Origin of the sequence: Bradyrhizobium sp. TM102, assembly GCF_009176685.1 — a bacterium.
GTDB classification, from domain to species: Bacteria; Pseudomonadota; Alphaproteobacteria; order Rhizobiales; family Xanthobacteraceae; genus Bradyrhizobium; species Bradyrhizobium ottawaense.
The window spans coordinates 7,231,254-7,254,932 of record NZ_AP021855.1 but is presented as its reverse complement, the minus strand read 5'-3'; the positions used below and the strand labels follow the sequence as shown (position 1 = coordinate 7,254,932).

Annotated in this window: 29 protein-coding genes; 23 read left to right on the top strand and 6 right to left on the bottom strand. The window is 65.1% G+C overall.

Annotated features, from left to right (window positions below):
* Window positions 1-42: 42 nt before the first annotated feature.
* On the bottom strand, window positions 43-591 hold the full coding sequence (locus tag GDN70_RS34320; protein WP_018316216.1) for a sigma-70 family RNA polymerase sigma factor: 549 nt from the start codon (window positions 589-591) through the stop codon (window positions 43-45).
* The gene (locus GDN70_RS34315) at window positions 591-821 is read right to left on the bottom strand and encodes a NepR family anti-sigma factor (protein WP_028139965.1); all 231 of its coding nucleotides are present in this window, start codon (window positions 819-821) and stop codon (window positions 591-593) included. The genes GDN70_RS34320 and GDN70_RS34315 overlap by 1 nt, the downstream gene beginning before the upstream one ends.
* A gap of 219 nt (window positions 822-1,040) precedes the next feature.
* On the opposite strand from GDN70_RS34315, the gene GDN70_RS34310 reads away from it, so the two are divergent.
* The 11 genes from GDN70_RS34310 (at window position 1,041) to GDN70_RS34260 (ending at window position 10,794) form a co-directional block, all read left to right on the top strand.
* A complete protein-coding gene (locus GDN70_RS34310) occupies window positions 1,041-1,847 on the top strand; it encodes a response regulator (protein WP_026201627.1) in 807 nt (268 codons plus the stop codon).
* A 139-nt stretch (window positions 1,848-1,986) separates the two neighbouring features.
* Entirely contained in the window at window positions 1,987-2,580 is a 594-nt protein-coding gene (locus GDN70_RS34305; RefSeq protein WP_152103630.1) for a nuclear transport factor 2 family protein, read from the top strand.
* A gap of 251 nt (window positions 2,581-2,831) precedes the next feature.
* Window positions 2,832-3,239 carry a hypothetical protein gene (locus GDN70_RS34300; RefSeq protein WP_028139967.1) on the top strand — a complete coding sequence of 136 codons (408 nt, stop codon included), beginning with the start codon at window positions 2,832-2,834 and terminating at the stop codon, window positions 3,237-3,239.
* A 123-nt stretch (window positions 3,240-3,362) separates the two neighbouring features.
* Window positions 3,363-5,240 (top strand): molecular chaperone HtpG, encoded by a 1,878-nt coding sequence (gene htpG / locus GDN70_RS34295; RefSeq protein WP_152103629.1) that lies wholly within the window; start codon window positions 3,363-3,365, stop codon window positions 5,238-5,240.
* 128 nt (window positions 5,241-5,368) lie between these two features.
* A complete protein-coding gene (locus GDN70_RS34290; RefSeq protein ID WP_028139969.1) occupies window positions 5,369-5,647 on the top strand; it encodes a DUF3551 domain-containing protein in 279 nt (92 codons plus the stop codon).
* Between the two features lie 33 nt (window positions 5,648-5,680).
* Window positions 5,681-5,950: a DUF3551 domain-containing protein gene (locus GDN70_RS34285; RefSeq protein WP_028139970.1), complete on the top strand. Its 270-nt coding sequence runs from the start codon at window positions 5,681-5,683 to the stop codon at window positions 5,948-5,950.
* A gap of 222 nt (window positions 5,951-6,172) precedes the next feature.
* The gene (locus GDN70_RS34280) at window positions 6,173-7,987 is read left to right on the top strand and encodes a long-chain-acyl-CoA synthetase (RefSeq protein WP_152103773.1); all 1,815 of its coding nucleotides are present in this window, start codon (window positions 6,173-6,175) and stop codon (window positions 7,985-7,987) included.
* A 141-nt stretch (window positions 7,988-8,128) separates the two neighbouring features.
* Window positions 8,129-8,374, top strand: a complete 246-nt coding sequence (locus tag GDN70_RS34275; RefSeq protein ID WP_028139972.1) for an acyl carrier protein — start codon at window positions 8,129-8,131, stop codon at window positions 8,372-8,374.
* Window positions 8,361-9,743, top strand: a complete 1,383-nt coding sequence (locus GDN70_RS34270) for a class I adenylate-forming enzyme family protein (RefSeq protein ID WP_173015926.1) — start codon at window positions 8,361-8,363, stop codon at window positions 9,741-9,743. The genes GDN70_RS34275 and GDN70_RS34270 overlap by 14 nt, the downstream gene beginning before the upstream one ends.
* A complete protein-coding gene (locus GDN70_RS34265; RefSeq protein WP_028139974.1) occupies window positions 9,736-10,458 on the top strand; it encodes an SDR family NAD(P)-dependent oxidoreductase in 723 nt (240 codons plus the stop codon). Before GDN70_RS34270 ends, GDN70_RS34265 begins: the two co-directional genes overlap by 8 nt.
* A 126-nt stretch (window positions 10,459-10,584) precedes the next feature.
* Window positions 10,585-10,794, top strand: a complete 210-nt coding sequence (locus tag GDN70_RS34260) for a hypothetical protein (protein WP_028139975.1) — start codon at window positions 10,585-10,587, stop codon at window positions 10,792-10,794.
* 4 nt (window positions 10,795-10,798) lie between these two features.
* Here GDN70_RS34260 and GDN70_RS34255 read toward each other — a convergent pair whose 3' ends face one another.
* Window positions 10,799-11,185 carry a hypothetical protein gene (locus tag GDN70_RS34255; protein WP_028139976.1) on the bottom strand — a complete coding sequence of 129 codons (387 nt, stop codon included), beginning with the start codon at window positions 11,183-11,185 and terminating at the stop codon, window positions 10,799-10,801.
* Between the two features lie 240 nt (window positions 11,186-11,425).
* Between GDN70_RS34255 and GDN70_RS34245 the strand changes: the two genes are divergently transcribed.
* Window positions 11,426-12,571, top strand: a complete 1,146-nt coding sequence (locus GDN70_RS34245) for a DUF3095 domain-containing protein (protein ID WP_028139977.1) — start codon at window positions 11,426-11,428, stop codon at window positions 12,569-12,571.
* 150 nt (window positions 12,572-12,721) lie between these two features.
* Here GDN70_RS34245 and GDN70_RS34240 read toward each other — a convergent pair whose 3' ends face one another.
* From GDN70_RS34240 to GDN70_RS34230, 3 genes are all read right to left on the bottom strand, one after another.
* Window positions 12,722-13,156 carry a DUF2147 domain-containing protein gene (locus GDN70_RS34240; protein WP_028139978.1) on the bottom strand — a complete coding sequence of 145 codons (435 nt, stop codon included), beginning with the start codon at window positions 13,154-13,156 and terminating at the stop codon, window positions 12,722-12,724.
* 107 nt (window positions 13,157-13,263) lie between these two features.
* Window positions 13,264-14,649 (bottom strand): MATE family efflux transporter, encoded by a 1,386-nt coding sequence (locus GDN70_RS34235; protein WP_173015925.1) that lies wholly within the window; start codon window positions 14,647-14,649, stop codon window positions 13,264-13,266.
* A gap of 82 nt (window positions 14,650-14,731) precedes the next feature.
* Window positions 14,732-15,259 (bottom strand): GNAT family N-acetyltransferase, encoded by a 528-nt coding sequence (locus GDN70_RS34230; RefSeq protein WP_038950614.1) that lies wholly within the window; start codon window positions 15,257-15,259, stop codon window positions 14,732-14,734.
* A gap of 241 nt (window positions 15,260-15,500) precedes the next feature.
* On the opposite strand from GDN70_RS34230, the gene GDN70_RS34225 reads away from it, so the two are divergent.
* The 11 genes from GDN70_RS34225 (at window position 15,501) to GDN70_RS35350 (ending at window position 23,650) form a co-directional block, all read left to right on the top strand.
* Entirely contained in the window at window positions 15,501-16,097 is a 597-nt protein-coding gene (locus GDN70_RS34225; RefSeq protein ID WP_028139981.1) for a superoxide dismutase, read from the top strand.
* Between the two features lie 234 nt (window positions 16,098-16,331).
* The gene (locus GDN70_RS34220) at window positions 16,332-16,943 is read left to right on the top strand and encodes a permease (RefSeq protein WP_028139982.1); all 612 of its coding nucleotides are present in this window, start codon (window positions 16,332-16,334) and stop codon (window positions 16,941-16,943) included.
* Window positions 16,940-17,440: a hypothetical protein gene (locus GDN70_RS34215; RefSeq protein ID WP_018316197.1), complete on the top strand. Its 501-nt coding sequence runs from the start codon at window positions 16,940-16,942 to the stop codon at window positions 17,438-17,440. Before GDN70_RS34220 ends, GDN70_RS34215 begins: the two co-directional genes overlap by 4 nt.
* 46 nt (window positions 17,441-17,486) lie before the next feature.
* Window positions 17,487-17,735 (top strand): hypothetical protein, encoded by a 249-nt coding sequence (locus tag GDN70_RS34210; protein WP_028139983.1) that lies wholly within the window; start codon window positions 17,487-17,489, stop codon window positions 17,733-17,735.
* A gap of 2 nt (window positions 17,736-17,737) precedes the next feature.
* On the top strand, window positions 17,738-18,493 hold the full coding sequence (locus GDN70_RS34205) for a metal ABC transporter ATP-binding protein (RefSeq protein ID WP_173015974.1): 756 nt from the start codon (window positions 17,738-17,740) through the stop codon (window positions 18,491-18,493).
* Between the two features lie 6 nt (window positions 18,494-18,499).
* Entirely contained in the window at window positions 18,500-19,369 is an 870-nt protein-coding gene (locus GDN70_RS34200) for a metal ABC transporter permease (protein WP_028139985.1), read from the top strand.
* A gap of 5 nt (window positions 19,370-19,374) precedes the next feature.
* Window positions 19,375-20,238 carry a metal ABC transporter solute-binding protein, Zn/Mn family gene (locus tag GDN70_RS34195; protein WP_173015924.1) on the top strand — a complete coding sequence of 288 codons (864 nt, stop codon included), beginning with the start codon at window positions 19,375-19,377 and terminating at the stop codon, window positions 20,236-20,238.
* 55 nt (window positions 20,239-20,293) lie between these two features.
* Window positions 20,294-21,340, top strand: coding sequence for a GTP-binding protein (locus GDN70_RS34190; protein WP_018316192.1), 1,047 nt, complete (start codon window positions 20,294-20,296; stop codon window positions 21,338-21,340).
* Window positions 21,340-22,359 carry a WD40 repeat domain-containing protein gene (locus GDN70_RS34185; RefSeq protein ID WP_038950609.1) on the top strand — a complete coding sequence of 340 codons (1,020 nt, stop codon included), beginning with the start codon at window positions 21,340-21,342 and terminating at the stop codon, window positions 22,357-22,359. Before GDN70_RS34190 ends, GDN70_RS34185 begins: the two co-directional genes overlap by 1 nt.
* Window positions 22,360-22,503: 144 nt before the next feature.
* Window positions 22,504-23,220 (top strand): MgtC/SapB family protein, encoded by a 717-nt coding sequence (locus GDN70_RS34180; RefSeq protein ID WP_028139988.1) that lies wholly within the window; start codon window positions 22,504-22,506, stop codon window positions 23,218-23,220.
* A gap of 100 nt (window positions 23,221-23,320) precedes the next feature.
* A complete protein-coding gene (locus tag GDN70_RS35350) occupies window positions 23,321-23,650 on the top strand; it encodes a hypothetical protein (protein ID WP_028139989.1) in 330 nt (109 codons plus the stop codon).
* Window positions 23,651-23,679 lie beyond the last annotated feature (29 nt).

Below are 23,679 nucleotides of genomic sequence, written 5' to 3'. Positions count from 1 at the left end.
CGGCCGTCTTCATCTCATCTGAGCTCGGGTTGACGCCGGCCGTCAGCCGCCGCTGCCGCCGATCACGGCCCGCACGGTCTCGTCCGGGCCAAAGTCCTCGGCGCCATCGACATAAAGCAGCGCGGCGAGCTTCGACCGCGCGCGGTTGACGCGGCTCTTGATCGTGCCGACCGCGCAGCCGCAGATCGAGGCCGCGTCTTCGTAGGAGAAGCCGGAGGCGCCGACCAGGATCAGCGCTTCACGCTGGTCCTGTGGAAGCTTGTCGAGCGCCGTGCGAAACTCCTCGAACTCGAGATGCGCGTTCTGCGACGGCTGTGTCTTCAGCGTCTTGGCGTAGTTGCCTTCGGCGTCCTCGACCTCGCGCCGCCGCTTGCGATAGTCGGAGCGGAAAAGGTTGCGCAGGATCGTGAACAGCCATGCCGGCAGATTGGAGCCGGGCTGGAACGAGTCGATGTTGGCGAGCGCGCGGAGCAGCGTCTCCTGGACCAAATCATCGGCGCGGTCCGCATTGCCGCTGAGCGAAATGGCGAACGCGCGCAGACTGGGCACGGCCGCCAGGATGTCATTACGCAGGGAGTCCGTGAGAGGCATTAATCCCTCCCATTGTTGTCGTTGGATCCGCCCTCATTTCCCACGTGGGGTGTCGCTCCCGGCGCATCAAGCTTCTTGATCAGCTCTGCGAACCGATCTGGAACCCCTTGTCGCACGACATCATCATACATGGCGCGCAACTGGTGCCCGATCCGGGATTGAATCTCCGGAGTGAGGCCTCCCTTGCCGGGGGTCGTGCTTCTGCTGGCTTGAGACTTGAGATCTTTCATGACCTGTTCCACGTTTCCCCGAGTTAAGTGACTGTAAAATCGAGAGGTTTTCTCAACCGGGAGCCGTTCCCTGGATAGGCTCAATTCGAGGTTCGAGAAAAAGTTCCCGCTCAGACGGAACTTTTCTTGGCCTGAGGCGTAATCAGCCCAGCAGGGGAACCCGGGCCCCCCTCGGATTGCCTGGACCTTAAGGTTGGCCCGAAGATGAATGGAGTGGGGATGTCCCGTTCACAGCTTGTTGCTGAACACTTGCCGTTGTTGCGCCGGTACGCACGCGCCCTGACGGGCAGCCAGGCCTCCGGTGACGCCTATGTCGCAGCCATGTTGGAAGCCATGCTGGGGGATCCCTCGGTGCTGGACGAGAGCCATGGGCCGCGCGCGGGCCTGTTCCGGCTGTTCACCCAGATCTGGAATTCGGTCTCCGTCAACGATGATTCCGAGGTGACGACCTTGCCGATGCCGCCGGAGCGGCGGCTGTCGAACATCACGCCGTTGCCGCGCCAGGCCTTCCTGCTGCTCTCGCTGGAGGGATTTTCGGAAGAGGAAGTCGGCTACATCCTCGGCACCGACGTCGCCGAGACGCGGCGGCTTGCGGATGCCGCCGGACGCGAGATGGCCGCCGAGATCGCCACCGACGTGCTGATCATCGAGGACGAGACCTTCATCGCCATGGACCTCGAGAGCCTGGTGAAGAATCTCGGCCACAATGTCGTCGGCGTCGCGCGCACGCATGCCGATGCGGTGGCGCTGGCCAAGAACAAGCGGCCCGGCCTGATCCTCGCCGACATCCAGCTCGCCGACGGCTCGTCGGGCCTCGACGCTGTCAACGAGCTGCTGCGCACGTTCGAGGTGCCCGTGGTGTTCATCACCGCGTATCCCGAGCGCTTCCTCACCGGCGAGCGCCCGGAGCCGGCGTTCCTGATCTCAAAACCGTTCCAGCCCGCGATGGTCTCGGCGGTGGCGAGCCAGGCTCTGTTCTTCCAGCGCAACTCGCGCAACCGCACACCGAAGGCGCCGGCGGCTTAATAGAGCTGGCCATTTGGCCAAACGATCCGATCCGGCGTGCTGCAAGGCACGCCGGATTTTTCGTTTCGCCTGCCGTGCTTGACGTGCGTCGGCTTCGCCGCTCATACCTCCTGCATTGATCCCAGCCGGAGATGTGCCCATGGACCAGCAACTCCTCGATCGCCTCGCCATCCGCGACCTCGTCGAGAACTGGGCGGTGTGGCGCGATGCCGGCGACTGGGAGCGCTTTGCCACGGTCTGGCACGAAGAGGGCTGGATGTCCGCCACCTGGTTTCAGGGGCCGGCGCGGGATTTCATGCGCGTCAGCCAGGAGGGATTTGCCAGGGGCGTTCGCATCCTGCATTTCCTCGGCGGCACCAGCATCGACCTCGCAGGCGAACGGGCCATCGCGCAGACCAAGATGACGATTTCGCAGCGTGCCCCGGTGCACGACGTCGTTTGCGACGTCGTCTGCACCGGGCGCTTCTACGATTTCCTGGAAAAGCGGCAGGGAAAATGGGGCATCGTCCGCCGCCAGCCGATTTATGAAAAGGATCGGATCGACCCGGTCGATCCCGCCGCGACGCTCCGTCTCGATCAGACAGCGCTCGCCGGGCTGCCCGAAGGCTATCGCCACCTCGCCTACATGCAGGAGCTGATCGGCTACAAGGTCAAGCGCGACATGCCGGGGCTGATCGGACCCGAGGTCGAGAAGCTCTGTGGCGAAGGGCGGGAGTGGTTGGCGGGGAAGTGAACCCCAGAAAAAAAGTAAGGCGCGACTGGCATCACCACAGTCGCGCCCTACGTCGCCGGCTTATGGGGCAGGGGGGAATAGCCGGCTGTTGAGACGACTCCTGTCTGCGAAAGTCGTTCCACCCCTCGCGGAATATTTTGTGCACGTTGTCGCATTTGTCGCACACGGTTAAGTGATCGTAACCGCTGAGAACCCCTGATCCTTCCCCGGCGTTGTTCCCGCGATCGCCATGGGGCGAGGGACCGACAGCCATGTCACAGATTCATAAGGTATTTTTGAGCGCCGTCGCCGTTGCTGCGACGCTCGGTGCCGTGCAATTGGCCTCGGGCCATGATCTGGCGGACCGCTGGCAGGCGGTCGCCGACAAGGCCGACAAGCCCGGACACAACGTCAATCGTACCGGCAAGGCCGACCGGCTCGCCGAGATCAAGCAGGCAGCAGTTCCAACCCGCACCGTCTCGATGCGGCTGAACGACCTCGCCGACACCTCGGTGCTGCTGCGGGTCCCCGCCGTGATCGAAACCGGCAATGCCAAGCCGCCGGCGCTGCTCCAGAACCAGAAGAAGGTGCGCAACCGGCCGACGATCGCCTGCGAGCCGATGGTCAGCTCCCTGACCGAGGTCGCAAAGCTGCTCCAGCCCGGCCGCTGCGTGACCTGATCCGCCTAGGCACTGGACAGATCGTCCTCCCGCCCGGAGGGCGATCCTTCACGTCCACTTGATCCCCTCTAGGCTCGCGTTATATCCCGGGTTTCTTCCCCTTCGTATTGACCGGGTAAACGCATGACGACGTCAGACACGGCTGTGCATACGCAGCCCTTCCAGGCCGAGGTTTCCGAGCTTCTGCACCTGATGGTGCACTCCGTCTATTCCGAGACCGATATCTTTCTGCGCGAGCTCGTCTCCAATGCCTCGGACGCTTGCGACAAGCTGCGCTATGAGGCGATCGCAAGTCCTTCGCTGCTCGGCGAGGGCGACGCGCTCAAGATCCGCATCATCCCGAACAAGGCGGCCGGGACGCTCACGATCGCCGACAACGGCATCGGCATGGAGCGGCAGGAGCTGATCGACCATCTCGGCACCATCGCCCGCTCCGGCACCAAGGCGTTCGTGTCGAAGCTGAAGGAGGCCAAGGACGGCCTCGGCCTGATTGGCCAGTTCGGCGTCGGCTTCTATTCCGCCTTCATGGTCGCCGACAAGATCGTCGTGGTCAGCCGCCGCGCCGGCGAAAGCGACGTCTGGACCTGGATGTCCTCCGGCGGCTCCGGTTTCGAGATCGCCCGTGCCGGCGACGAGGAGGCCGCCCGCGTGACGCGCGGCACCGAGATCGTCCTGCACCTGAAGGACGACGCCAAGAAATATCTCGAGAGCTTTGAGATCGAGCGCATCGTCGGTGCCTATTCCGACAACATCCTGTTCCCGATCGAGCTGGTGCCGGAAGAGGGCGAGCCGCGCCAGATCAATTCGGCCAGCGCGTTGTGGCAACGCTCGAAATCCGAGCTGACGCCGGAGGACTACAAGAAGGCCTATCAGCAGATCGCCTCGGCTTTCGACGATCCCGCGATGACGCTGCATTACCGCGCCGAGGGCCGCTACTCCTACGCCGTGCTGCTGTTCGCACCCTCGACCAAGCCGTTCGATTTGTTCGAGCCGAACCGCAAGGGCCGGGTGAAGCTTTACGTCCGCCGTGTCTTCATCACCGACGATGCCGATCTGTTGCCGGGCTATCTGCGCTTCATCCGCGGTGTCGTCGACAGCGAGGATCTCCCGCTCAACATCTCCCGCGAGATGCTGCAGAACAATCCACAGCTGGCGCAGATCCGGAAAGCGGTGGCGACCCGGGTCGTGTCGGAGCTCGAAAGCCTCGCCGAGAAGGATCCGGAGAACTTTGCCAGGATCTGGGACGCCTTCGGTGCGGTGCTCAAGGAAGGCATTTACGAGGATTTCGAGCGGCGCGAAAAGCTGCTGGCACTGTCGCGCTTCACCACGACGTCGGGCGAGAAGCGGTCGCTGAAGCAGGTCATCGCCGATTTCAAGCCGAACCAGACCGAGATCTATTATCTCGTCGGCGACAGCATCGAGCGACTGAAATCCAATCCGCGGCTGGAGGCTGCGACCGCGCGCGGCATCGAGGTGCTGCTGCTGTCCGATCCCGTCGATGCGTTCTGGACCTCGATGCCGTCGGAGTTCGAGGGCAAGCCGCTGAAGTCACTGAGCCAGGGCGATCTCAATCTCGACCTGATCCCGCGCGTCGATGACAAGGACGAGGCAAAGAAGGACGAGCCCGAGGCGGATGAAGCCGCCACCATCGCCGTGATCAAGGCCGCGCTCGGCGAGCGTGTCAGCGACGTCAAGGCCTCGACGCGCCTCACCAGCTCGGCCTCCTGCCTCATCGCCGACAGCCAGGGCCCGAGCCGCGAGCTCGAGCGCATCCTGTCGCAGCAAAACCGCGGCATGAAGACCAAGCCGATCCTGGAGATCAATCTGCGCCATCCGATGGTGGGCGCGATCGCCAAGGCGCAAGCCGGCTCGAAGGCGGTCGACGATCTCAGCCTGCTCCTGCTCGAGCAGGCGCAGATCCTGGACGGTGAACTGCCGGAGGATCCCGCCGCGTTTGCGGCGAGGCTGAACCGGCTGGTGCTGCAGGGGCTCGACGCCTAGCGCCGCAGCCCGCGGCGCTCACCTTGCCGTCATCTGTCCCTAGGAACAGTCGCCTCCGGCCTGGTGTTATGCCATACGAGGCCGTCGGCATCAGATCCGACGACGCCGTCGATTCGAGGACTAAGTCCATGCGCCTGTCGATTTTGACCCTCACCGCGATTGCCACGCTGTTCGTCGCGGCGGATGCCAGCGCCCAGACCTATGATCCGCGCTACCCGGTGTGCATGCACGTTTACACGCCCGGCGGCGGCTTCGGCGGTGGCGGCGGCGATTATTTCGACTGCTCTTTCACCTCGCTGCCGCAGTGCCGCGCGACCGCGTCGGGCCGCTCGGCCAGCTGCGACGTCAATCCCTACTACGCCTTCGACCAGCCGCCGCCGCGCCGGCGTCACAAGAAACAGCAATAGCGATCTGCGATGCAACGCACCGGAACACTGTTTATGCGCTTCTCGTTCGGAATGGTCGTGATGGTGGGCGCGGTGCTCGCAGCCGCGCCGTCGCATGCGCAGACTTTTGATCCGCGCTATCCCGTCTGCATGCACGTTTATTCAGGTGCGAACGGGGGAGGCGGGGAGTGGTACGACTGCTCCTTCACCTCGTTGCCCCAGTGCCGCGCCACTGCTTATGGCCGATCCGCGATCTGCGATCTCAATCCGTATTATCCGGTTCACGCGCCGCCGCCGCACTTGCGCTACAGGCGTAGCGGCTAGCGTCGGCAGCGCGCATCTCCTTCCTGCCCCCACAGCTCGACCACCTTGGGCCAGTGCGATCGGTCTCGGCCGTCACCATGCCGCCGAACTCACCGGCGTTGCCGTGCGGCGGTAAAGGATCACTAGAGTTAACCGCGCCCTAACAGAGTTTTACCTTGTCTCTTAACACCTGGGCAGGGCGCGGGGGCTAGATTGCCTGATGTCAGCAGGCGGCCCGAAAGAATCAACGGCATGACCACCGGTGTCATCGAACGACAAAAAGTCGCGCGCGCGCCTTCGGCTTCAAAGATATGGCTGAAGGCCATCGAGCTCACGGCGCGGATCGAGACGCTGCCGGGACGTCTGTTCGCGGACGTCATCGACGATTGGGCGCAACGCCAGCCCGACCGCGTCGCGCTGGTCACGGACGACGCAAGTCTCGACTATGAAGGCCTGTCGAAGCGCATCAACCGCTACGCGCGCTGGGCGCGCTCGGCCGGCGTGGTCAAGGGTGATGCGGTCGCCTTGATCATGCCGAACGGCATCGATTATGTCGCGGCCTGGCTCGGCATCAGCCGGATCGGCGGTGTGGCGGCGCTGCTCAATACCAAGCTGGTGGGGCAGTCGCTCGCGCATTGCCTCGATGTGGCAAAGCCCTCGCATATCATCGTTGCGCATGAGCTGACGGAGATGCTGGAGAGCGCAACGCCGCATCTGAAGACGCAGGCCAAGGTCTGGACGCATGGCGATGCCCGCAGCGAGCGCGCCATCGACGTCGCCCTTGCGGCGCTGGACGATGCTCCTTTGTCGCCGGAGGAGCACGGCGAGGTCACCATCGATGATCGCGCGCTATTGATCTACACCTCAGGCACCACTGGCCTGCCGAAGGCTGCCAGCATCAGCCACCGCCGCATTCTCAATTGGGGCCTTTGGTTCGCCGGCCTCACCGGCGCGAGCCCGCAAGACCGGCTCTACGATTGCCTGCCGCTGTTTCACTCGGTCGGCGGCATCGTCGCGCCCTGCAGCATGCTCGCTGCCGGCGGCTCGGTGGTGATCGCGGAGAAATTCTCGGCCCCGCATTTCTGGTCCGACATCGTGCGCCATGACTGCACGTTGTTTCAATATATCGGCGAGCTCTGCCGTTATCTGCTCAAGGCGGCGCCGTCGGAATATGAGAACCGGCATCGTCTCCGCCTCGTCTGCGGCAACGGCCTGCGCGGTGACATCTGGGAAGACTTTCAGGCGCGCTTCGCCATTCCGCGCATCCTCGAATTCTATGCGGCGACGGAAGGCAATTTCTCGCTGTTCAACGTCGAGGGGCAGCCGGGCGCGATCGGTCGCATCCCGCCGCTGCTGGCGCATCGCTTCCCTGCCAATCTCGTCAAGCTCGATCCCGACAGCGGCGCGCCGCTGCGCAACGAAGAGGGGTTTTGCCTCGCCTGCGCCCGCGGCGAGGCCGGCGAAGCCATCGGCCGCATCGGCACCGCCAATGAAGGCGGCGGCCGGTTCGAGGGCTACACCGACCCCGGCGAGACCGAGAAGAAGGTTCTTCGCGATGTCTTTGCCAGGGGCGATGCCTGGTTCCGCACCGGCGATCTGATGCGGATCGATGACAAGGGCTTCTTCCATTTCGTCGATCGGATCGGGGACACGTTCCGCTGGAAGGGTGAGAACGTCGCGACCTCGGAGGTGAACGACGCGATGCGCGATTTCACCGGCGTGGTCGATGCCACCACCTACGGCGTCAGCGTCCCCGGCGCCGACGGCCGCGCCGGCATGAGCGTGATCGTCGTCAACGAGGGCTTTGACATCGCGGCATTGCCCGCACATCTCGCGCAGCGGCTGCCGGCCTACGCACGGCCCGTCTTCATTCGCGTCTCCAGCGAGATCGATGCGACCGAGACGTTCAAGCAGAAGAAGGGCGAGCTCGCACGGGAGGGCTTCGATCCCGCCGCGATCTCCGATCCGCTGTTCATGGCAGACCCGAAGTCCGGGGCCTATGTGGCGCTCGATACGGAGGCCTATGCGCGAATCGTGGACGGCTCGATCAGGCTGTAAATCGCGCCAAAATCCGCAGATAGGTCCAATTTTATCTGAATTGTCCAAGAAGCCATTTACTTCTGTCGGGTAAACAAGCGGCCATGGGGAGGCGGCCAGCAAGAGCCGCCGCAACGCCAACGATAACAAAGCGAGCCAGCCATGTCGGTAAGGTCTAAGGTCATTGACGCGATCCAGCAGATCGCCAAAGAGCAGCACGTCACGCTTCCCGCGCTCTCGGACGATCTGTCGCTGCACGAGACGGGTTTCGACTCGCTCGCCTTCGCCATCCTGGTCGCGCGCCTCGAGGACGAGACCGGCGTCGACCCCTTCACCATCTCCGAGGACGCAGCGTTTCCCGCCACGATCGGCGATTTCGTGCGGGCCTACGAAAATGTCCCCGCGTGAGATCTTTGCGCTTCGCGACCATCTCGGCGCGGAGCTGACCGGCCGTACGCTGTCGGACGCGCACACCTGCGTGTCGCTGACCGATATCCTGTCGCAGACGGTCCTGGGCGGCCGCCTGCGCGAATTGTCCGGCCGCTCCGTGCTGCTCAAATTGTCCGACCAGCTGCGGTCGGGCCTTGCCATGATCGAGCTCGACGGCATCGCGCGTCGCATGCTGCTGTGCCCGCCCGATCTCAATCCGGCGTATCTCGAGGCGCTGATCTCCGATGCCGGGATCGATGCCGTCGTGACCGACGAATCCGACCGCCGGGCCGGGACTGGCATCCCGCTCATCGTCACTGCGCAATTGCCGCCTGAAGCCACCGCGCCGGTCAAGACCGAACGCGGAACGGAATGGCTGATGCTCACCTCGGGTACCTCGGGCGTGCCGAAGATCGTCGGCCACACGCTGGAGGCGCTGACCGGCGCGATCGTTGCCGAAGGCCCCGCGCGGGGCGCGGCGCCGGTCTGGGCGACCTTCTATGACATTCGCCGCTATGGCGGCCTGCAAATCTTCCTGCGCGCCGTGCTTTCCGGCGGCTCGATGGTGCTGTCCGATCCCCATGAGGCGCTCGGCGATCACGTCGCGCGGCTGAAGGCGCGCGGCGTCTCGCACATCTCCGGCACGCCCTCGCACTGGCGCAAGCTCCTGATGAGCGGTTCGGCCGCGCAGTTCGCTCCGGCTTACGTCCGCCTCTCCGGTGAAATCGCCGACCAGGCGGTGCTCGACGGGCTGAAGGCGGCATTCCCCAACTCCTCCGTCGGTCATGCCTATGCCTCGACCGAAGCCGGCGTCGGCTTCGCCGTCAACGACGGCCTGGAAGGCTTTCCGGCCGACTATCTCGGCAATCGCAATGGCGTCGAGATGAAGGTGGTGGACGGCTCGCTCCGTATCCGTTCGACGCGCACCGCGCATGCCTATGTCGGCCGCAATGCCGCCGCGCTCACCGATGACGACGGATTTGTCGACAGCGGGGACATCGTCGAGCTGCGTGGCGAGCGTTATTATTTCGTCGGCCGCCGCGGCGGCATCATCAATATCGGCGGGCTGAAGGTTCACCCCGAGGAGATCGAGGCGGTCATCAACCGCCATCCCGACGTGCGGATGTCGCGGGCCAAATCGCGCAAGAGCCCGATCACCGGCGGCATCGTGGTCTCCGACGTGATCCTCACCGAGGGCACCGATCCCGCGCGCGCGAAAGAGATCCGCGACCAGATCCTGGAGCGGTGCCGCGCGCAGCTCGCGTCCCACAAGGTGCCGGCGGTGATCCGCTTCGTCGAGGCGCTCGACGTCACCCCGGCCGGAAAACTGGCGCGCACCGATGCATAATGTCCTCGTCACCGGCGGCAGCCGCGGCATCGGCCTCGCGATCGGCAAGCGCCTCGCCGGCGCCGGCTACAACGTGGTCGCGGCCGCCCGACGCGAGAGCGAGGAGCTCAAGGTAGCGATTGCGGAGTCCGAAGGGCGCCTCCATTTCCGCGCCTGCGACCTTGCCGTGATCGACGCCATTCCGGCTTTTGCAAAACTCGTGCGCGACGAGTTCGGCCCGACCTACGGCCTCGTCAACAATGCCGGCCTCGGCACCGAAGGCCTGCTCGCCACCATGCATAATTCCGAGATCGAGGCATTGGTGCAGCTCAACGTGCTGTCGCCGATCATCCTCACCAAATATGTGGCACGGCAGATGATGGCCGACGGCGCCGGCCGCATCGTCAACATCTCCTCGATCATCGCGACCACCGGCTACAACGGCCTGTCCGTCTATGGCGCAACCAAGGCGGCCGCCACCGGCTTCACCCGCTCGCTCGCGCGCGAGGTCGGCAAGCTTGGCATCACCGTGAACGCGATCGCGCCGGGTTTCATCGACACCGAGCTCACGCACAATCTGTCCGACGAGGCGCGCAAGCGCATCGCCGGCCGCAGCGCGCTACGCCGCCTGCCGGAGACGGACGACGTCGCGCGCATGGTGGAATATCTCTTGGGGGAGGGGGGCCGCAACGTCACCGGGACCGTGTTTACCGTGGACGCGGGGAATACAGCCTAAGCGGAACTCCGCCGACACGATTGCGTTGATCCGGCACAATGACATCCAGCCGGATTTGGTCGTAAGATGCCCCGCAATCGATTGGGTTACGTCAATCGATCTGCCCTAATCGACAGGGAGCAGTCCATGACCATGCCCAACATGACCGCTTCAAATCAGGGCCGGGCCGAGCAATCCCGCGCGAAGCCGGACGATGCCCGTTGCCCGCCGATGACGCACCAGAATTCCGGCGGTCATGGCCACGAAATGTACCCGCAGCAATTCGTGCGCCTGGTCGGCTGCCACGATGCGTCTCCCGATAGTTTGCGCAAGCGTCAGGACGAGAAGCTGCATTAGCAGCTCAGGTCCGGTCTTTCGGCAGGTCAATTCGTTCGTGTGAAAATTCCGGCGGCCCTTCGGTGAGGCGGCGGATGCGGCGGTCGCGTTCGTCCACGGGCAATGCCGGATCGAGCAGCGTCTCGATCTCGTGGACCGCGATCTCTTCGATCCTGGCGGCGTCCGATGCGATCGGGTGCACCGGGGAGAGGACCGGGGGCGCGACCTTCAGGCCCAGCTCGATCAGCTTGCAGATTGCATCCGAGCGGGTCAGTTGATGGGCTTCAGCCCAGGCATCGACGGCTGCCGTCAGTCTTTCGGGCATCTTCACCGCGCTGATCGGGTCGATGCCCGTGCGCCGGCGGACCGGAGAGGTGGAATCCTTGCTGCCGAAGTCGGACACCTCGATCATCCCATGCAACCCTTGGAGCTGAAGACGATAGCCGTTCTTCCCGACCGGCCGCTTGATGCCGATCAAAGACACGCTGCGGCATTGCAACGCGGCCTCGTGTTGTTGCTGCCGTATCTTGTTGTCGCCTTATCTTGTTGTCCTGGCCCGTTTCGGCCAATGATTGAAAGGGGCCGCCGGCCGGCGAACCCGGATCGATCCTGCCACGTATTTGTTTCGCATTCCAACCATCCGGCATTCCCGATGATCTCAGGCGAATCCTTCTATGGCGGCATTCCCGTCTTCCGCGGCTTCACCAGCCTGATGGACCCTGTGCTCTATGCGCCGCTGCCGGACGATTGGAGCATCGGCGTTGCCGATATCGTCGATTCCACCAAGGCGATCGCGGCGCAGCGCTACAAGGCGGTGAACATGGCCGGCGCCGCCGTGATCGCGGCGGTGACGAACGCATTGGGAGGACGCGAATTCCCCTTCGTGTTCGGCGGCGACGGCGCCAGCTTTGCGGTTGCGCCAGGCGATCTCGAATCTGCCCGAGAGGCGCTGGCGGCAACCGCGACCTGGGTGCGGGAAGATCTCGATCTGACGATGCGGGTCGCGCTGGTGCCGGTCAGCGCCATCCGCGCGCAGGGCCTCGACGTGCGCGTCGCGCGGTTCGGTCCGTCGGCCAACCTGTCCTACGCGATGTTCTCGGGCGGCGGGCTCGCCTTCGCCGATGCCGCAATGAAGCGCGGGGAGTTTGCCGTCCCGGCCGCGCCGGCGGGCACGCAGCCCGATCTCTCGGGCCTGTCCTGCCGCTTCGAGGTGATACCGGCCTCACGTGGGCTGATCCTCTCGGTTCTGGTGATGCCGGCGCGCGGCGCCGATCCGCACGCCTTCCGCAAGGTGATCGAGGACATCATCCACCTCGTCGAGCGCAGCCCGGACGGCGCCCGTCCGGTGCCGCCGCAGGGGCCGCCGCTGAAATGGCCGCCACAGGGGCTGGAATACGAAGCCCGTACCAGGCGCGGTGGTCCGCTGCTCGCGCGCCGCGCCACCGTGCTGGCCTATACGCTGTTCGTCTATCTGATCATGCGTTTCGACCTCAACGTCGGCGGCTTCGTGCCAAACGTCTACAGGCGTCAGGTGGTCGAGAACTCGGACTTCAGGAAATTTGACGACGGCCTGCGCATGATCCTCGATTGCACGCCGCAGCTCGAACGCGCGCTGAGCGACCGACTGGCGATTGCGGCCCGTGACGGCATCGTACGCTACGGCCTCTACCAGCAGGATGCCGCCATGATGACCTGCTTCACGCCGTCGGCGCTACGCAGCGATCATGTGCACTTCATTGATGGCGCGCGAGGCGGCTACGCCTCGGCGGCGACGGCGCTGAAGGCGATGATGGCGTAGGACGATCTCGTGCCCCGGACGCAGCGCAGCACGCAGTGATGCGCTGCTGAGCCGGGGCCCATGTCTCGATCGTACCGTGCTGCTTTCTGGGTCCCGGACGCAGCGAAGCAGCGTTGCACGCTGCATCGCGTCCGGGACACGGGAGCGGGGTTACCGTCCCGCCCGCGTCCAGGTCTCTCCGCCGCAGAGCGCGCCGACGCAGCCTTCGACCCGCAGCGAATCCGCTCCCGTCACGGAGATGCTGCTGGCATAAGTGCTGCCGTCGTCGGCGTTGTAGATCTGGCCGGACCATTTGTTCGGACCGGACGGCTGCATGCCGCTGAACAATGGCAAGCCGATCATCGGGCGCCTGGCGAGCTCGCGATTGGGGTTCTTGCTGTCGGTGGCGGGTTGGCCGGTCGCGGTGTCGTAGGGCTCGCGCAGCCAGGCGACGACGCCGCAGATGCCGCCGCTGCACTTGCTGATCTTGACGCGCGCATCGCCCGCCTGGGTGAGCCATGTCCCATCGGCGCTCTGCGCATGTGCGGCCGTCGCGCCGAGCAGCGCAGCGAGGAGGACGATGAGAGCAGCGAATCTGGAAGTCATGGAAGAGGCCCCGAAAATGGAGCGCCTCCATAGCAGCCCGGCGGGATAGTGCAACGCAGGCTGGAATCACATTCCTGCGTTCATTGCCTTCGTTCGATGTCCTGCGATCATTTGTCCCAGCGCGCGAAGGCGACCGCGGCCGCAGTCGACAGGCCGAACACCGCCATGGCACCGCCGACCAGCGCGAACAAGGTCCACGCCGGCGCCTGCGTCATCATGAGGCCGACGCCGCCGATCGCGACGATCAAGAGCCGCGCGGTGGAAGCGAGCACAGGGCCGCCGACGCGCGCCGCGCCTTGCGAGGAGAAGTAGAGCGACACGCCGATGCCGAAGAACACGAAGGTCGGGCCGGCCCAGTGGAAATAGCTGTGCGCGGCGGCGGTGACGCCGGAATCGCGCGTGAAGAGTGCGACCCACAGCGATGGAGCGAGCGCGACAGCGAGGCCGATCAGGCCGACCGTCAATCCGGAAGCTGCAGCGGCGGTCCAGGCCACACGCCGGGCGCGCTTCACCTGTCCGGCGCCCATCGCCATGCCGACCATCGGCACCGAGGCGATGCCGAAGGCAAACGTGATCGGGATCAACAAGAATTCCAGCCGCGAGCCGATGCCGTAGCCGGCCAGCATCTCGGTGCCGAACGTGGCCAGGATCTTCGTGAAGATCAAAATGGTGAGCACGGTCTGGAGCGGCGACAGGCAGGCCACCGCACCAACCTTGAGGATGTCCAGGAACATCGCGCGCTCGAAATGAAACGCGCGAATATTCAGCGGCAGCCGGCTGCGGCCGGACGCGAGATACCAGAGGAAGAAGATCGCGGCGCAGGTGAACGCGATCAATTGGCCGCTGGCGACGCCCGGCATGCCGAAGGGCTTCACGCCGAACAGGCCGAGCCCCAGCGTGCCGCCGAGCGCGATCTGCAACACGCTGGCCCCGATCAGCGTCATCGACGGCAGGCGCATGTCGCCGGTGCCGCGGATCACCGAGGCTAGCGTGTTGACGAGCCAGATCGCGACCGCCCCGGAGAACAGCACCTGCGAATAGCCGCTGGCTTCCTCGAGCACGCGATCGCGCCCGCCGAGCAGCGTGAAGAAGGAACGGCCGAAGACGAGCATCATCACCGTGAAGAACAGCCCGCCGCAGAGGCCGATGATGGCGGCATGCAGCGCCAGCGTCGCGGCGCGGTCACGATCCCCGGCGCCGAGCGCGCGGCTGATCGCGGACGAAACGCCGCCGCCCATCGCGCCCGCGCTCATCATCTGCGTCAGCATCGCGAACGGAAACACCAGCGCGATCGCGGCGAGCGGAATGGTGCCGAGCCGGCCGATATAGGAGGTCTCGGCGATCGCAACCAAAGTGCTGCCGACCATCGCGATCATGTTGGGGATCGCGAGCCGCAGCAGCGTCGGCAGGATCGGGGCCGTCAGCAGGCTGGCGATGGGAGAGGCGACCGGCGCAAGCGGCGGGACGGCCTCTAAGGGGGCGTCGATCGTCATGTTCACCGGGCGGAATTTAGATGATGATCGACATATTATAGGATGGCCGAGCCCCTGCGGCAGCCCTCACGCCACGCAGGGGTCACCACGGCAGGCCGCATAGGTCGATGGTGCCCAGCGTCGGCGCGCGGACGATGTTGAAGACGTAGGGCGCCATCTCGGTGAAGCGGATCCGCCCCTCCGGCTGCTCGCAATAGACCTCGCCCTTGAAGGGCAGCCAGCTCCGGGTCTCGTAGAACGAAAAATTGTGTGGCTCGCAAAACAGCAGCGCGAACCGGACCGCTTCGTTGGCCCTGATGGTGTGCACGGCCGCGTCGATCGCCACGGTCGCGTAGCCGCGACCGCGCCGGTCCTCGCGGGTGCAGACCCCGCCGATTCCGCCGATATGGACCTTCTGTCCGTTCCAGATGACGGTGCGGAAGTAGATCCCGACATGGCAGACGAGGCCATCCTCGGGCGTCTCGATCAGCACGCGCAGGTCCGCATTGGCCCATTTGATGTGAGCCCAGGGCTTGTCCGCGACCAAGTGCGGTCCCCAGACGGCCTGATGCAGCGGCTCCGCGATCGGCCACGAGGCGTCGCCGTTCAAAATGTCGATCTCGATGCTCATGGCTTTGTCTCTCGCAACACGCTGCGCGGTCCATTCGTTCTGTCATAACCGGTTCAAAGGCAATGATATTTTGCGGCGGGCGGCCGGCCCGGATTGGATGTCCCTCGGTGCGGCGAAGTTGTGCAATCCGGCCAAGCCGTGGCATCGCGCCTTTTCGCAAATTGGCGGTATTTAACGGCGGTGGAACCTTCTATAAGAGTCCCCGTTAAGCCAGTTCCCCATCAGTCGCGGACAACATCCCATGACCTTTACGCTGCCCCCACTCCCTTACGCCTATGACGCCCTTGGCCAGTTCATGTCGAAGGAGACGCTGGAATTCCACCACGACAAGCATCATCAGGCCTACGTCACCAACGGCAACAACGCGCTCAAGGGGACCGAATGGGAAGGCAAGTCCCTTGAAGAGATCGTCAAGGGCTCGTTCGGCAAGAACCCCGCGGTGTTCAACAATGCCGGCCAGCACTACAACCACATCCACTTCTGGAGCTGGATGAAGCCCAATGGCGGCGGCACCAAGCTGCCGGGCAAGATCGAGAAGAAGATCAACGAGGACCTCGGCGGCTTCGAGAAGTTCAAGACCGATTTCCAGGCGGCCGGCGTCGGCCAGTTCGGCTCCGGCTGGTGCTGGCTCCAGGTCAAGAACGGCAAGCTCGAGATCTCCAAGACCCCGAACGGCGAGAATCCGCTGGTGCATGGCGCCACCCCGATCCTCGGCTGCGACGTCTGGGAGCACTCCTACTACATCGACTACCGCAATCGCCGCCCCGATTATCTCAAGGCGTTCGTCGAGAACCTCGTGAACTGGGAATACGTCGAGTCCCTGTTCGAGAAGGCCTGAGTTTTACTCCGTCATCCCGGGGCGATGCACAGTATAGAACCCGGGATCTCGAGATTCCGGGTTCGGCTTCGCCGCCCCGGAATGACAACAAGGGGCGGTCGCTCGCGCGGCCTCCTTTTTGCTGTGCGGAATTGCCCTGCGTGGCGCGCGCACGGGTCTGTCATCCTACTGTTTGCATCGTGTGGAGGCCGCCCTTAATCAGGACGGGCATCACCCTCGAGCCAACCGAGCCCGTTGTCAGAACCTTCCCCGAAAGACCCGGCGCCTGCCGAGGACGTCGAGTCCGAGCCGCGGCCGGGGCGAGTGCGCAAGCCGATCGGCTGGTCGACGATCATCATCGCCGCGCTGGTCGCGGTGAGCGCGGCGCTGGTCTGGCGGCGTGATGGCACCGACGGCGTTCTCGATATTCTCACCCACGATCTCTCGCTGTTCTCAGGCATCCTGCCGCGCGTGCTCGCCGGCTGCCTGCTCGGGGCCTTCATCTCGGAGATCCTGCCGCATGAAAAGGTCTCGCGCTCGCTCGGGCCGAAATCCGGCCTGACGGGCCTTCTGATCGGCACAGCCTTCGGCGCGATCCTGCCCGGCGGTCCCTTCACCGCCTATCCCGTGGCGAGTGCGCTGCTCGCGGTCGGCGCCGATTTCGGCGCAACCATCGCCATGGTCGTGAGCTGGACCCTGATCGGCTATGGCCGGGCAGTGGCCTGGGAAATCCCGATCATGGGCACCGACTTCACGCTGTGGCGGATTCTGATCTCGCTGCCGCTGCCGGTGCTCGCAGGGGCCCTCGGCCGCTTCGTCTATGTCCGGCTCTATCCGAAGCGCGAAAGCGACGAGGACCCGGCATGAGCGCCGCGCTTTTCATCGACATCCTGTTGTGGGGCTCGGTGTTCGGCGTCGGCCTGATCGCGTTTCGCCGCGGCCCTCCGGTGTTCAAGGCCTCGCTGCGCGAAGGCTCGATGGACTTCATCAACATCGTGCCGCGGATCGCGCTCGGGGTGATCGGCTCCGGCTACATCGCCGCCATCATCCCGCAGGAGGTGATCACCGGCTGGCTCGGCCCGGACAGCGGCTGGCTCGGAGTTGCGACCGCCGTGGTCGCCGGCGCCGCCACCCCCGGCGGCCCCGTGATCGGCTTCTCCATCGGCACGGTGGCGCTGAAGTCGGGCGGCGGTGTGCCGCAGGTGGTGGCCTATGTCGTCGCCTGGGCCCTGTTTGCCTTCCAGCGGGTGATCTTGTGGGAAATTCCCTTCATGCCCGCCCGCTTCGTCTGGTTCCGCTGTGCCGTGTCGGTGCCATTTCCATTCGTGGCAGCTGCCATTGCGATGGTGATCGGCAAGCCCTGACACCCGGGTCGTGGACAGGGGTAATGTTATAATATAACGTCTCTGCATGGTTCCCGCCGCGTCCCACGCCCATCATCACGATCATGCTCACGGTCATTCCCATGACCATTCGCCTGCTCATGGCCATTCGCACGGGCACGACCACACCCACGCCCATGTCCACGACGCGGCCTCGCCGCATCCGGCCCAGGCCGCGCCCTGGTCGATCCTGCGCATGACCATGGCCGCGCGCCTCGGGGCCGCGCTCGCCGTCTGTGCCGTGCTCTGGGGCGTGGTCTTCCTGGCGATGAGGTGATGATGGCGGCGCTGCGCTTTCACAACGTGACGCTCGGCTATGACCGGCATCCCGCGGTGCACCATCTCAACGGCGAGGTCGCGCGGGGCGCGCTGGTCGCCGTGATCGGCCCGAATGGCGCGGGCAAGTCGACCCTGCTGCGTGGCATCGTCGGCATCCTCCGGCCGCTCGACGGCAGCATCCATCTCGGCGGGCTCGACTCTCGCGATATCGCCTATCTGCCGCAGAGCGCGGAGATCGACCGCAGCTTCCCGATCTCGGTGTTCGACTTCGTCGGCACCGGGCTGTGGCGCAACGCCGGCCTGTTCGGTGGCATCGGCAAGGCCGCGCGCGGAAAGATCTTGCGCGCGATCGCCTCCGTCGGCCTCAACGGTTTCGAGAACCGTCCGATCGGCACGCTCTCGGGCGGCCAGATGCAGCGAGTGCTGTTTGCGCGCGTGCTGCTGCAGGACGCTTCGCTCATCGTGCTTGACGAGCCCTTCAACGCCATCGACAGCAAGACCACCGCCGACCTGCTCGCGCTGGTCAAGCACTGGCACGGCGAGGGCCGCACCGTGCTCGCCGCGCTGCACGACATGGAGATGGTGCGCAACCATTTCAGCGAGACGCTGGTGCTGGCGCGCGGCCCCGTGGCGTGGGGACCGACGGCGGAGGTGCTGACGCCGGAAAACCTGCTGGTGGCGATGCGGATGTGTGAGGCCTTTGACGACACCGCCGCGGCCTGCGCGGCCGATGACATCAACTCGCGGGCGGCGTGATCACCGATGCTCTATGACGCGCTGATCGGTCCCTTCACCGAATTCGAGTTCATGCGGCGGGCGCTGGCCGCCGTGATCGCATTGTCGCTGGCCGGCGCGCCGATCGGCGTCTTCCTGATGCTGCGGCGGATGAGCCTCGTCGGCGATGCGATGGCGCATGCGATTCTTCCCGGCGCGGCGGTCGGCTTCCTCCTCTCCGGCCTCAATTTGTTCGCGATGACGGCGGGCGGACTCATCGCCGGCTTCGCCGTGGCCATCCTCGCCGGCGTCGTCGCGCGCTCGACCGGGCTGAAAGAGGACGCCTCGCTTGCGACCTTCTACCTGGCCTCGCTGGCGCTCGGCGTCACCATCGTCTCGATCAAAGGCACCAATATCGACCTGCTCCATGTCTTATTCGGCAACATCCTCGCGATGGACGACCAGACCCTGCTGGTGGTCGCCTTCAACGCCACGGTGACGCTGCTCGTGCTCGCGGTGATCTACCGGCCGCTGGTGATCGAGAGCGTCGATCCCTTGTTCTTGCGGACAGTCAGTCGCGCCGGCGGTCCCGCGCATCTCGCCTTCCTTGCGCTGGTCGTGATCAACCTCGTCAACGGCTTTCAGGCCCTTGGTACGCTGCTGGCGGTCGGCCTGATGATCCTGCCGGCTGGCATCGCGCGGTTCTGGTCACGCGATCTCACCGTCATGATCTGCATCGCCGTGGTCGCCGCTGCGGCTTCCGGCTATGCCGGCCTCGTGCTGTCGTTCCAGACCCGCGTGCCGTCGGGCCCTGCGGTCATTCTCGTGGCGACGGTGCTCTATATCGTCTCCGTGCTGTTCGGCCGCGTCGGCGGCATCGTCCGGCAACTGTTTCCCGGCCGGCATCTGGAAGCGTGACGGCGATGCGACTCATCCTGCTTTGTCTGCTGTTGCTGGCTGCCTCGCCGCTGCACGCCGCGGAACGGCTCAACGTCGTCGCGAGCTTCTCGATCCTCGGCGACTTCGTCCGTAACGTCGGGGGAGATCGGGTCAACGTGACGACGCTGGTCGGCCCCGATAGCGACGTCCACGTCTATACGCCCGCGCCAAGCGATGCCAAGCGGGTCGCGGAGGCAAGGCTCGTCATCGTCAATGGGCTCGGGCTGGAGGGCTGGCTGCCGCGGCTCGTGCAGTCTGCAGGTAGCAAGGCAGTGGTCGTCACCGCGAGCGCCGGCATCACGCCGCTGAAGCTCGGCTCGGCCGCAGACCCCCATGCCTGGCAGTCCGTCCCCAACGCCAAAGCCTACGCAACCGACATCGCCAATGCGCTGGCCGCGGCCGCCCCGGATGATGCGGACTTCTTCCGGGCCCAGGCAAAAGCCTATCTGGAAAAGCTCGAAACGCTCGACCGCGAGGTCCGCGAGGCCGTGGCGAAAATCCCGCCGGAGCGGCGCAAGGTGATCTCCACCCATGACGCCTTCGGCTATTTTTCCGCCGAATACGGTATCCAGTTCATCGCCCCCCTGGGGGTCTCCACCGAAACCGAGCCGAGCGCCCGGGACATCGCGGCCATCATCGGCCAGATCAAGGCCCAAAAAATACCGGCCGTGTTCCTGGAAAATATCAGCGATGACCGGTTGATCCGGCGGATCGCGGCGGAGACCGGCTCAAAAGTCGGCGGGACCCTGATTTCGGACGGTTTGACCGGCGAAAAGGGGCCTGCACCCACTTACATTGATATGGTCAGGCACAATATAAAGGCCCTGACCAGTGCGCTTGACCACTAGGGCAGGGGCCACCCCGCCTCGCGTCGCGCGAAAAAGCCCTATGTCCGGAGTTGTTATGTCTGAAGCGACCTCCCAGAAAATCCCCGTGACCGTCCTGACCGGCTATCTCGGTGCCGGCAAGACCACGCTCTTGAACCGCATCCTGTCCGAGAACCACGGCAAGAAATACGCCGTCATCGTCAACGAATTCGGCGAGATCGGCATCGACAACGACCTCATCATCGGCGCCGATGAGGAAGTGTTCGAGATGAACAATGGCTGCATCTGCTGCACCGTGCGCGGCGACCTCGTGCGCATCATGGACGGCCTGATGAAGCGCAAGGGCAAGTTCGACGCCATCATCGTCGAGACCACCGGCCTTGCCGATCCGGCGCCGGTCGCGCAGACTTTCTTCGTCGACGAGGACGTGCAGAAGAACGCCCGCCTCGATGCCGTCGTCACGGTGGCCGACGCCAAGTGGCTGTCCGACCGGCTCAAGGACGCGCCCGAGGCCAAGAACCAGATCGCCTTTGCCGACGTCATCGTGCTGAACAAGACCGATCTCGTCAGCAAGGGCGAGCTTGCCGAGGTCGAAGCCCGCATCCGCGGCATCAATCCCTATGCGAAACTCCACCGCACCGAGCGCTGCTCGGTGGCCCTGGCCGACGTGCTCGACCGCGGCGCCTTCGATCTCGACCGCATCCTCGATATCGAGCCGGATTTCCTGGAGGCCGACGATCATGACCACGACCATGATCACCACCATCACGGCCACGATCATCACCACCATGATCACGGTCACGGCCTGAAGCATTATCACGACGAGGACATGCAGTCGCTGTCGCTCAAGACCGACAAGCCGCTCGATCCGAACGTGTTCATGCCCTGGCTCCAGAATTTGGTGCAGGTCGAGGGCGGCAAGATCCTGCGCTCCAAGGGCATCCTCGCCTTCCACGACGACGACGACCGCTACGTCTTCCAGGGCGTCCACATGATGCTGGAGGGCGACCATCAGCGGAAGTGGAAGGAGGGCGAGCCGCGCGAGAGCCGCCTCGTCTTCATCGGCCGCGAATTGCCGGAAGAGGCCATCCGCAAGGGTTTTGAGAGCTGCATCGTCTCGTGATGAAAGAGTTTACGCCGGCCCCCGATTCCGCCTCGATCGTCTCCGTCACCGATCGCGTCAAGCCTGTTACGCTCGGCATGGGCGTGACCTCGGTGCATTTCCTTGGCCCCCGCGCCGCCTTCGTCGGCGGCGAAGAGAACGTCGCGTTCGTGGACGCCCAAGGCGAAATCACGACGGTCGCCGTGCATGGCGGCGGCATTCTCTCCACCGCCTCCGACGGCAAGCGCCTCGTCATGGGCGGCGACGACGGCAAGGTCGTCTCGCTCGACGCCAAGGGCGAGGTGACGCTGCTCGCCACCGATCCCAAGCGACGCTGGATCGATGCGGTGGCGCTGCATGCGGACGGCTCCTACGCCTGGTCTGCCGGCAAGACGGCGTTCGTCAAGAGCGGCAAGACTGAGGAGAAGTCGCTCGAGGTGCCCTCGACCGTCGGCGGGCTTGCGTTCGCGCCGAAGGGCCTGCGGCTCGCGATTGCCCATTACAACGGCGCGACGCTGTGGTTTCCGAACATGGCGGGATCGGCCGAATTCCTGCCCTGGGCCGGCTCGCATCTCGGCGTCACCTTCAGCCCGGACAACAAGTTCCTGGTCACCACGATGCACGAGGCGGCGCTGCATGGCTGGCGGCTTGCCGACAACAGGCATATGCGCATGACCGGCTATCCCGGCCGCGTCCGCTCGATGTCCTGGAGCGCGGGCGGCAAGGCGCTGGCGACCTCGGGTGCCGACACCATCATCCTGTGGCCGTTCGCCAGCAAGGACGGCCCGATGGGCAAGGAGCCCGCAATGCTCGCGCCGCTGCAGGCGCGGGTCTCCGTGGTCGCCTGCCATCCGAAGAACGATATCCTCGCCGCCGGCTACAGCGACGGCACCGTGCTGATGGTGCGGCTGGAGGATGGCGCGGAGATCCTGGTCCGCCGCAATGGCACCCCGCCGGTGGCCGCGATCGCCTGGAACGCCAAGGGCACGCTGCTCGCCTTCGCCGATGAAAATGGGGACGGCGGTCTGCTGGAGCTTTAATCCGTCATGGTTCCGGCCGTAGGGTGGGCAAAGGCGCCCTTGCGCCGTGCCCACGATCTCTCCGCGAAACAATAGTGGTGGGCAGGTCGCGCGAAGAGCGCGCCTTTGCCCACCCTACCGCATCCTCAATGGCGGCGCGAATAGATGCGATTTCTAACGACCTTCCAGATTGCTGATTTTGCCGACACGCTGGTCAGCCTGTTCACGGCCTTCGTGCTGGGCACGCTGATCGGCGCCGAGCGGCAATATCGCCAGCGCACCGCGGGCCTGCGCACCAACGTGCTGGTCGCGGTCGGCGCCGCCGCGTTCGTCGATCTTGCCATGCATCTGACCGGCGCCGACGGCGCGGTGCGCGTGATCTCCTACGTCGTCTCCGGCATCGGCTTCTTGGGCGCCGGCGTCATCATGAAGCAGGGCATGGACGTCCGCGGGCTCAACACCGCGGCGACGCTGTGGGCCTCGGCCGCGGTCGGCTCCTGCGCCGGCGCCGACATGATCGCGCAGGCGGCCGCGCTGACTGTGTTCGTCATCGCCGGCAACACCATGCTGCGCCCGCTGGTCAATGCCATCAACCGCATCCCGCTGAACGAGAAGGCCTCCGAGGCGACCTACTATTTCAAGCTCGCGGTTGCGGCCGACGCCCTGCCCGAGATGCGCGACCGGCTCGTCGACAAGCTCGAAGCCGCGAAATATCCGGTGGCGGGTATCGAGGTCGTCGAGATCGGCGAGGACATGCTCGAGATTGTGGCGAAGCTGGTCGCGAGCGCGGTCGATCCGAACGAGTTGAACACCGTTGCGACCGATCTCCAGCACCTGCCGGGCGTGCGCCACGCGACCTGGGAAGTCAGCACGACGGAGTAAGCGCGGCGTTTTGGCGCGCAGGCGCGCAGTTCCGCCTTGCCGGGAACGGAACCCTGGTCGGGCAATTTCGTTGATCCCGCGGACAAAGGCGGTGATCGACATGACGGTCAATGACAAGCGCAGACTGAAACTCGACTTGGTGATCGCCTGTTCGCTGTTCGCAGCAGGTGTCGTGATATCAGGCATATCGATCGCGCAGATCCGCGCCGAGAGCCGGATGCAGCTGGCGCAGGCGACACCGCCGCTTCAGGGCACGCCTTCCGACGAGCAGAGCAAGGTGCCCGCGGAAGCCAAGCCCGGCGGCGACCGGCCGACTACGCCGGCCCCCGAGCCTGCACGCCCCGAGCCGCAGACACAAGGCGCGGCGACCAAGCCGGCCCTGCCGCCGGCACCGGCGGAGAAGATCGCGCCGCCGATCGAGAAGAAGTAGGTCTCTTCGTCATTCCGGGGCGCGCATAG

Coding starts and splice junctions, on each gene's coding strand:
- GDN70_RS34200 (WP_028139985.1), top strand. CDS start 18,500: ATGCTCTATGACGCGCTGATCGGTCCCTTCACCGAATTCGAGTTCATG.
- GDN70_RS34305 (WP_152103630.1), top strand. CDS start 1,987: ATGGACCAGCAACTCCTCGATCGCCTCGCCATCCGCGACCTCGTCGAG.
- GDN70_RS34270 (WP_173015926.1), top strand. CDS start 8,361: ATGTCCCCGCGTGAGATCTTTGCGCTTCGCGACCATCTCGGCGCGGAG.
- GDN70_RS34235 (WP_173015925.1), bottom strand. CDS start 14,649: ATGACGATCGACGCCCCCTTAGAGGCCGTCCCGCCGCTTGCGCCGGTC.
- GDN70_RS34265 (WP_028139974.1), top strand. CDS start 9,736: ATGCATAATGTCCTCGTCACCGGCGGCAGCCGCGGCATCGGCCTCGCG.
- GDN70_RS34255 (WP_028139976.1), bottom strand. CDS start 11,185: ATGATCGAGGTGTCCGACTTCGGCAGCAAGGATTCCACCTCTCCGGTC.
- GDN70_RS34300 (WP_028139967.1), top strand. CDS start 2,832: ATGTCACAGATTCATAAGGTATTTTTGAGCGCCGTCGCCGTTGCTGCG.
- GDN70_RS34285 (WP_028139970.1), top strand. CDS start 5,681: ATGCGCTTCTCGTTCGGAATGGTCGTGATGGTGGGCGCGGTGCTCGCA.
- GDN70_RS34185 (WP_038950609.1), top strand. CDS start 21,340: ATGAAAGAGTTTACGCCGGCCCCCGATTCCGCCTCGATCGTCTCCGTC.
- GDN70_RS35350 (WP_028139989.1), top strand. CDS start 23,321: ATGACGGTCAATGACAAGCGCAGACTGAAACTCGACTTGGTGATCGCC.
- GDN70_RS34210 (WP_028139983.1), top strand. CDS start 17,487: ATGGTTCCCGCCGCGTCCCACGCCCATCATCACGATCATGCTCACGGT.
- htpG (WP_152103629.1), top strand. CDS start 3,363: ATGACGACGTCAGACACGGCTGTGCATACGCAGCCCTTCCAGGCCGAG.
- GDN70_RS34230 (WP_038950614.1), bottom strand. CDS start 15,259: ATGAGCATCGAGATCGACATTTTGAACGGCGACGCCTCGTGGCCGATC.
- GDN70_RS34245 (WP_028139977.1), top strand. CDS start 11,426: ATGATCTCAGGCGAATCCTTCTATGGCGGCATTCCCGTCTTCCGCGGC.
- GDN70_RS34225 (WP_028139981.1), top strand. CDS start 15,501: ATGACCTTTACGCTGCCCCCACTCCCTTACGCCTATGACGCCCTTGGC.
- GDN70_RS34310 (WP_026201627.1), top strand. CDS start 1,041: ATGTCCCGTTCACAGCTTGTTGCTGAACACTTGCCGTTGTTGCGCCGG.
- GDN70_RS34320 (WP_018316216.1), bottom strand. CDS start 591: ATGCCTCTCACGGACTCCCTGCGTAATGACATCCTGGCGGCCGTGCCC.
- GDN70_RS34195 (WP_173015924.1), top strand. CDS start 19,375: ATGCGACTCATCCTGCTTTGTCTGCTGTTGCTGGCTGCCTCGCCGCTG.
- GDN70_RS34205 (WP_173015974.1), top strand. CDS start 17,738: ATGGCGGCGCTGCGCTTTCACAACGTGACGCTCGGCTATGACCGGCAT.
- GDN70_RS34240 (WP_028139978.1), bottom strand. CDS start 13,156: ATGACTTCCAGATTCGCTGCTCTCATCGTCCTCCTCGCTGCGCTGCTC.
- GDN70_RS34315 (WP_028139965.1), bottom strand. CDS start 821: ATGAAAGATCTCAAGTCTCAAGCCAGCAGAAGCACGACCCCCGGCAAG.
- GDN70_RS34290 (WP_028139969.1), top strand. CDS start 5,369: ATGCGCCTGTCGATTTTGACCCTCACCGCGATTGCCACGCTGTTCGTC.
- GDN70_RS34260 (WP_028139975.1), top strand. CDS start 10,585: ATGACCATGCCCAACATGACCGCTTCAAATCAGGGCCGGGCCGAGCAA.
- GDN70_RS34190 (WP_018316192.1), top strand. CDS start 20,294: ATGTCTGAAGCGACCTCCCAGAAAATCCCCGTGACCGTCCTGACCGGC.
- GDN70_RS34215 (WP_018316197.1), top strand. CDS start 16,940: ATGAGCGCCGCGCTTTTCATCGACATCCTGTTGTGGGGCTCGGTGTTC.
- GDN70_RS34275 (WP_028139972.1), top strand. CDS start 8,129: ATGTCGGTAAGGTCTAAGGTCATTGACGCGATCCAGCAGATCGCCAAA.
- GDN70_RS34180 (WP_028139988.1), top strand. CDS start 22,504: ATGCGATTTCTAACGACCTTCCAGATTGCTGATTTTGCCGACACGCTG.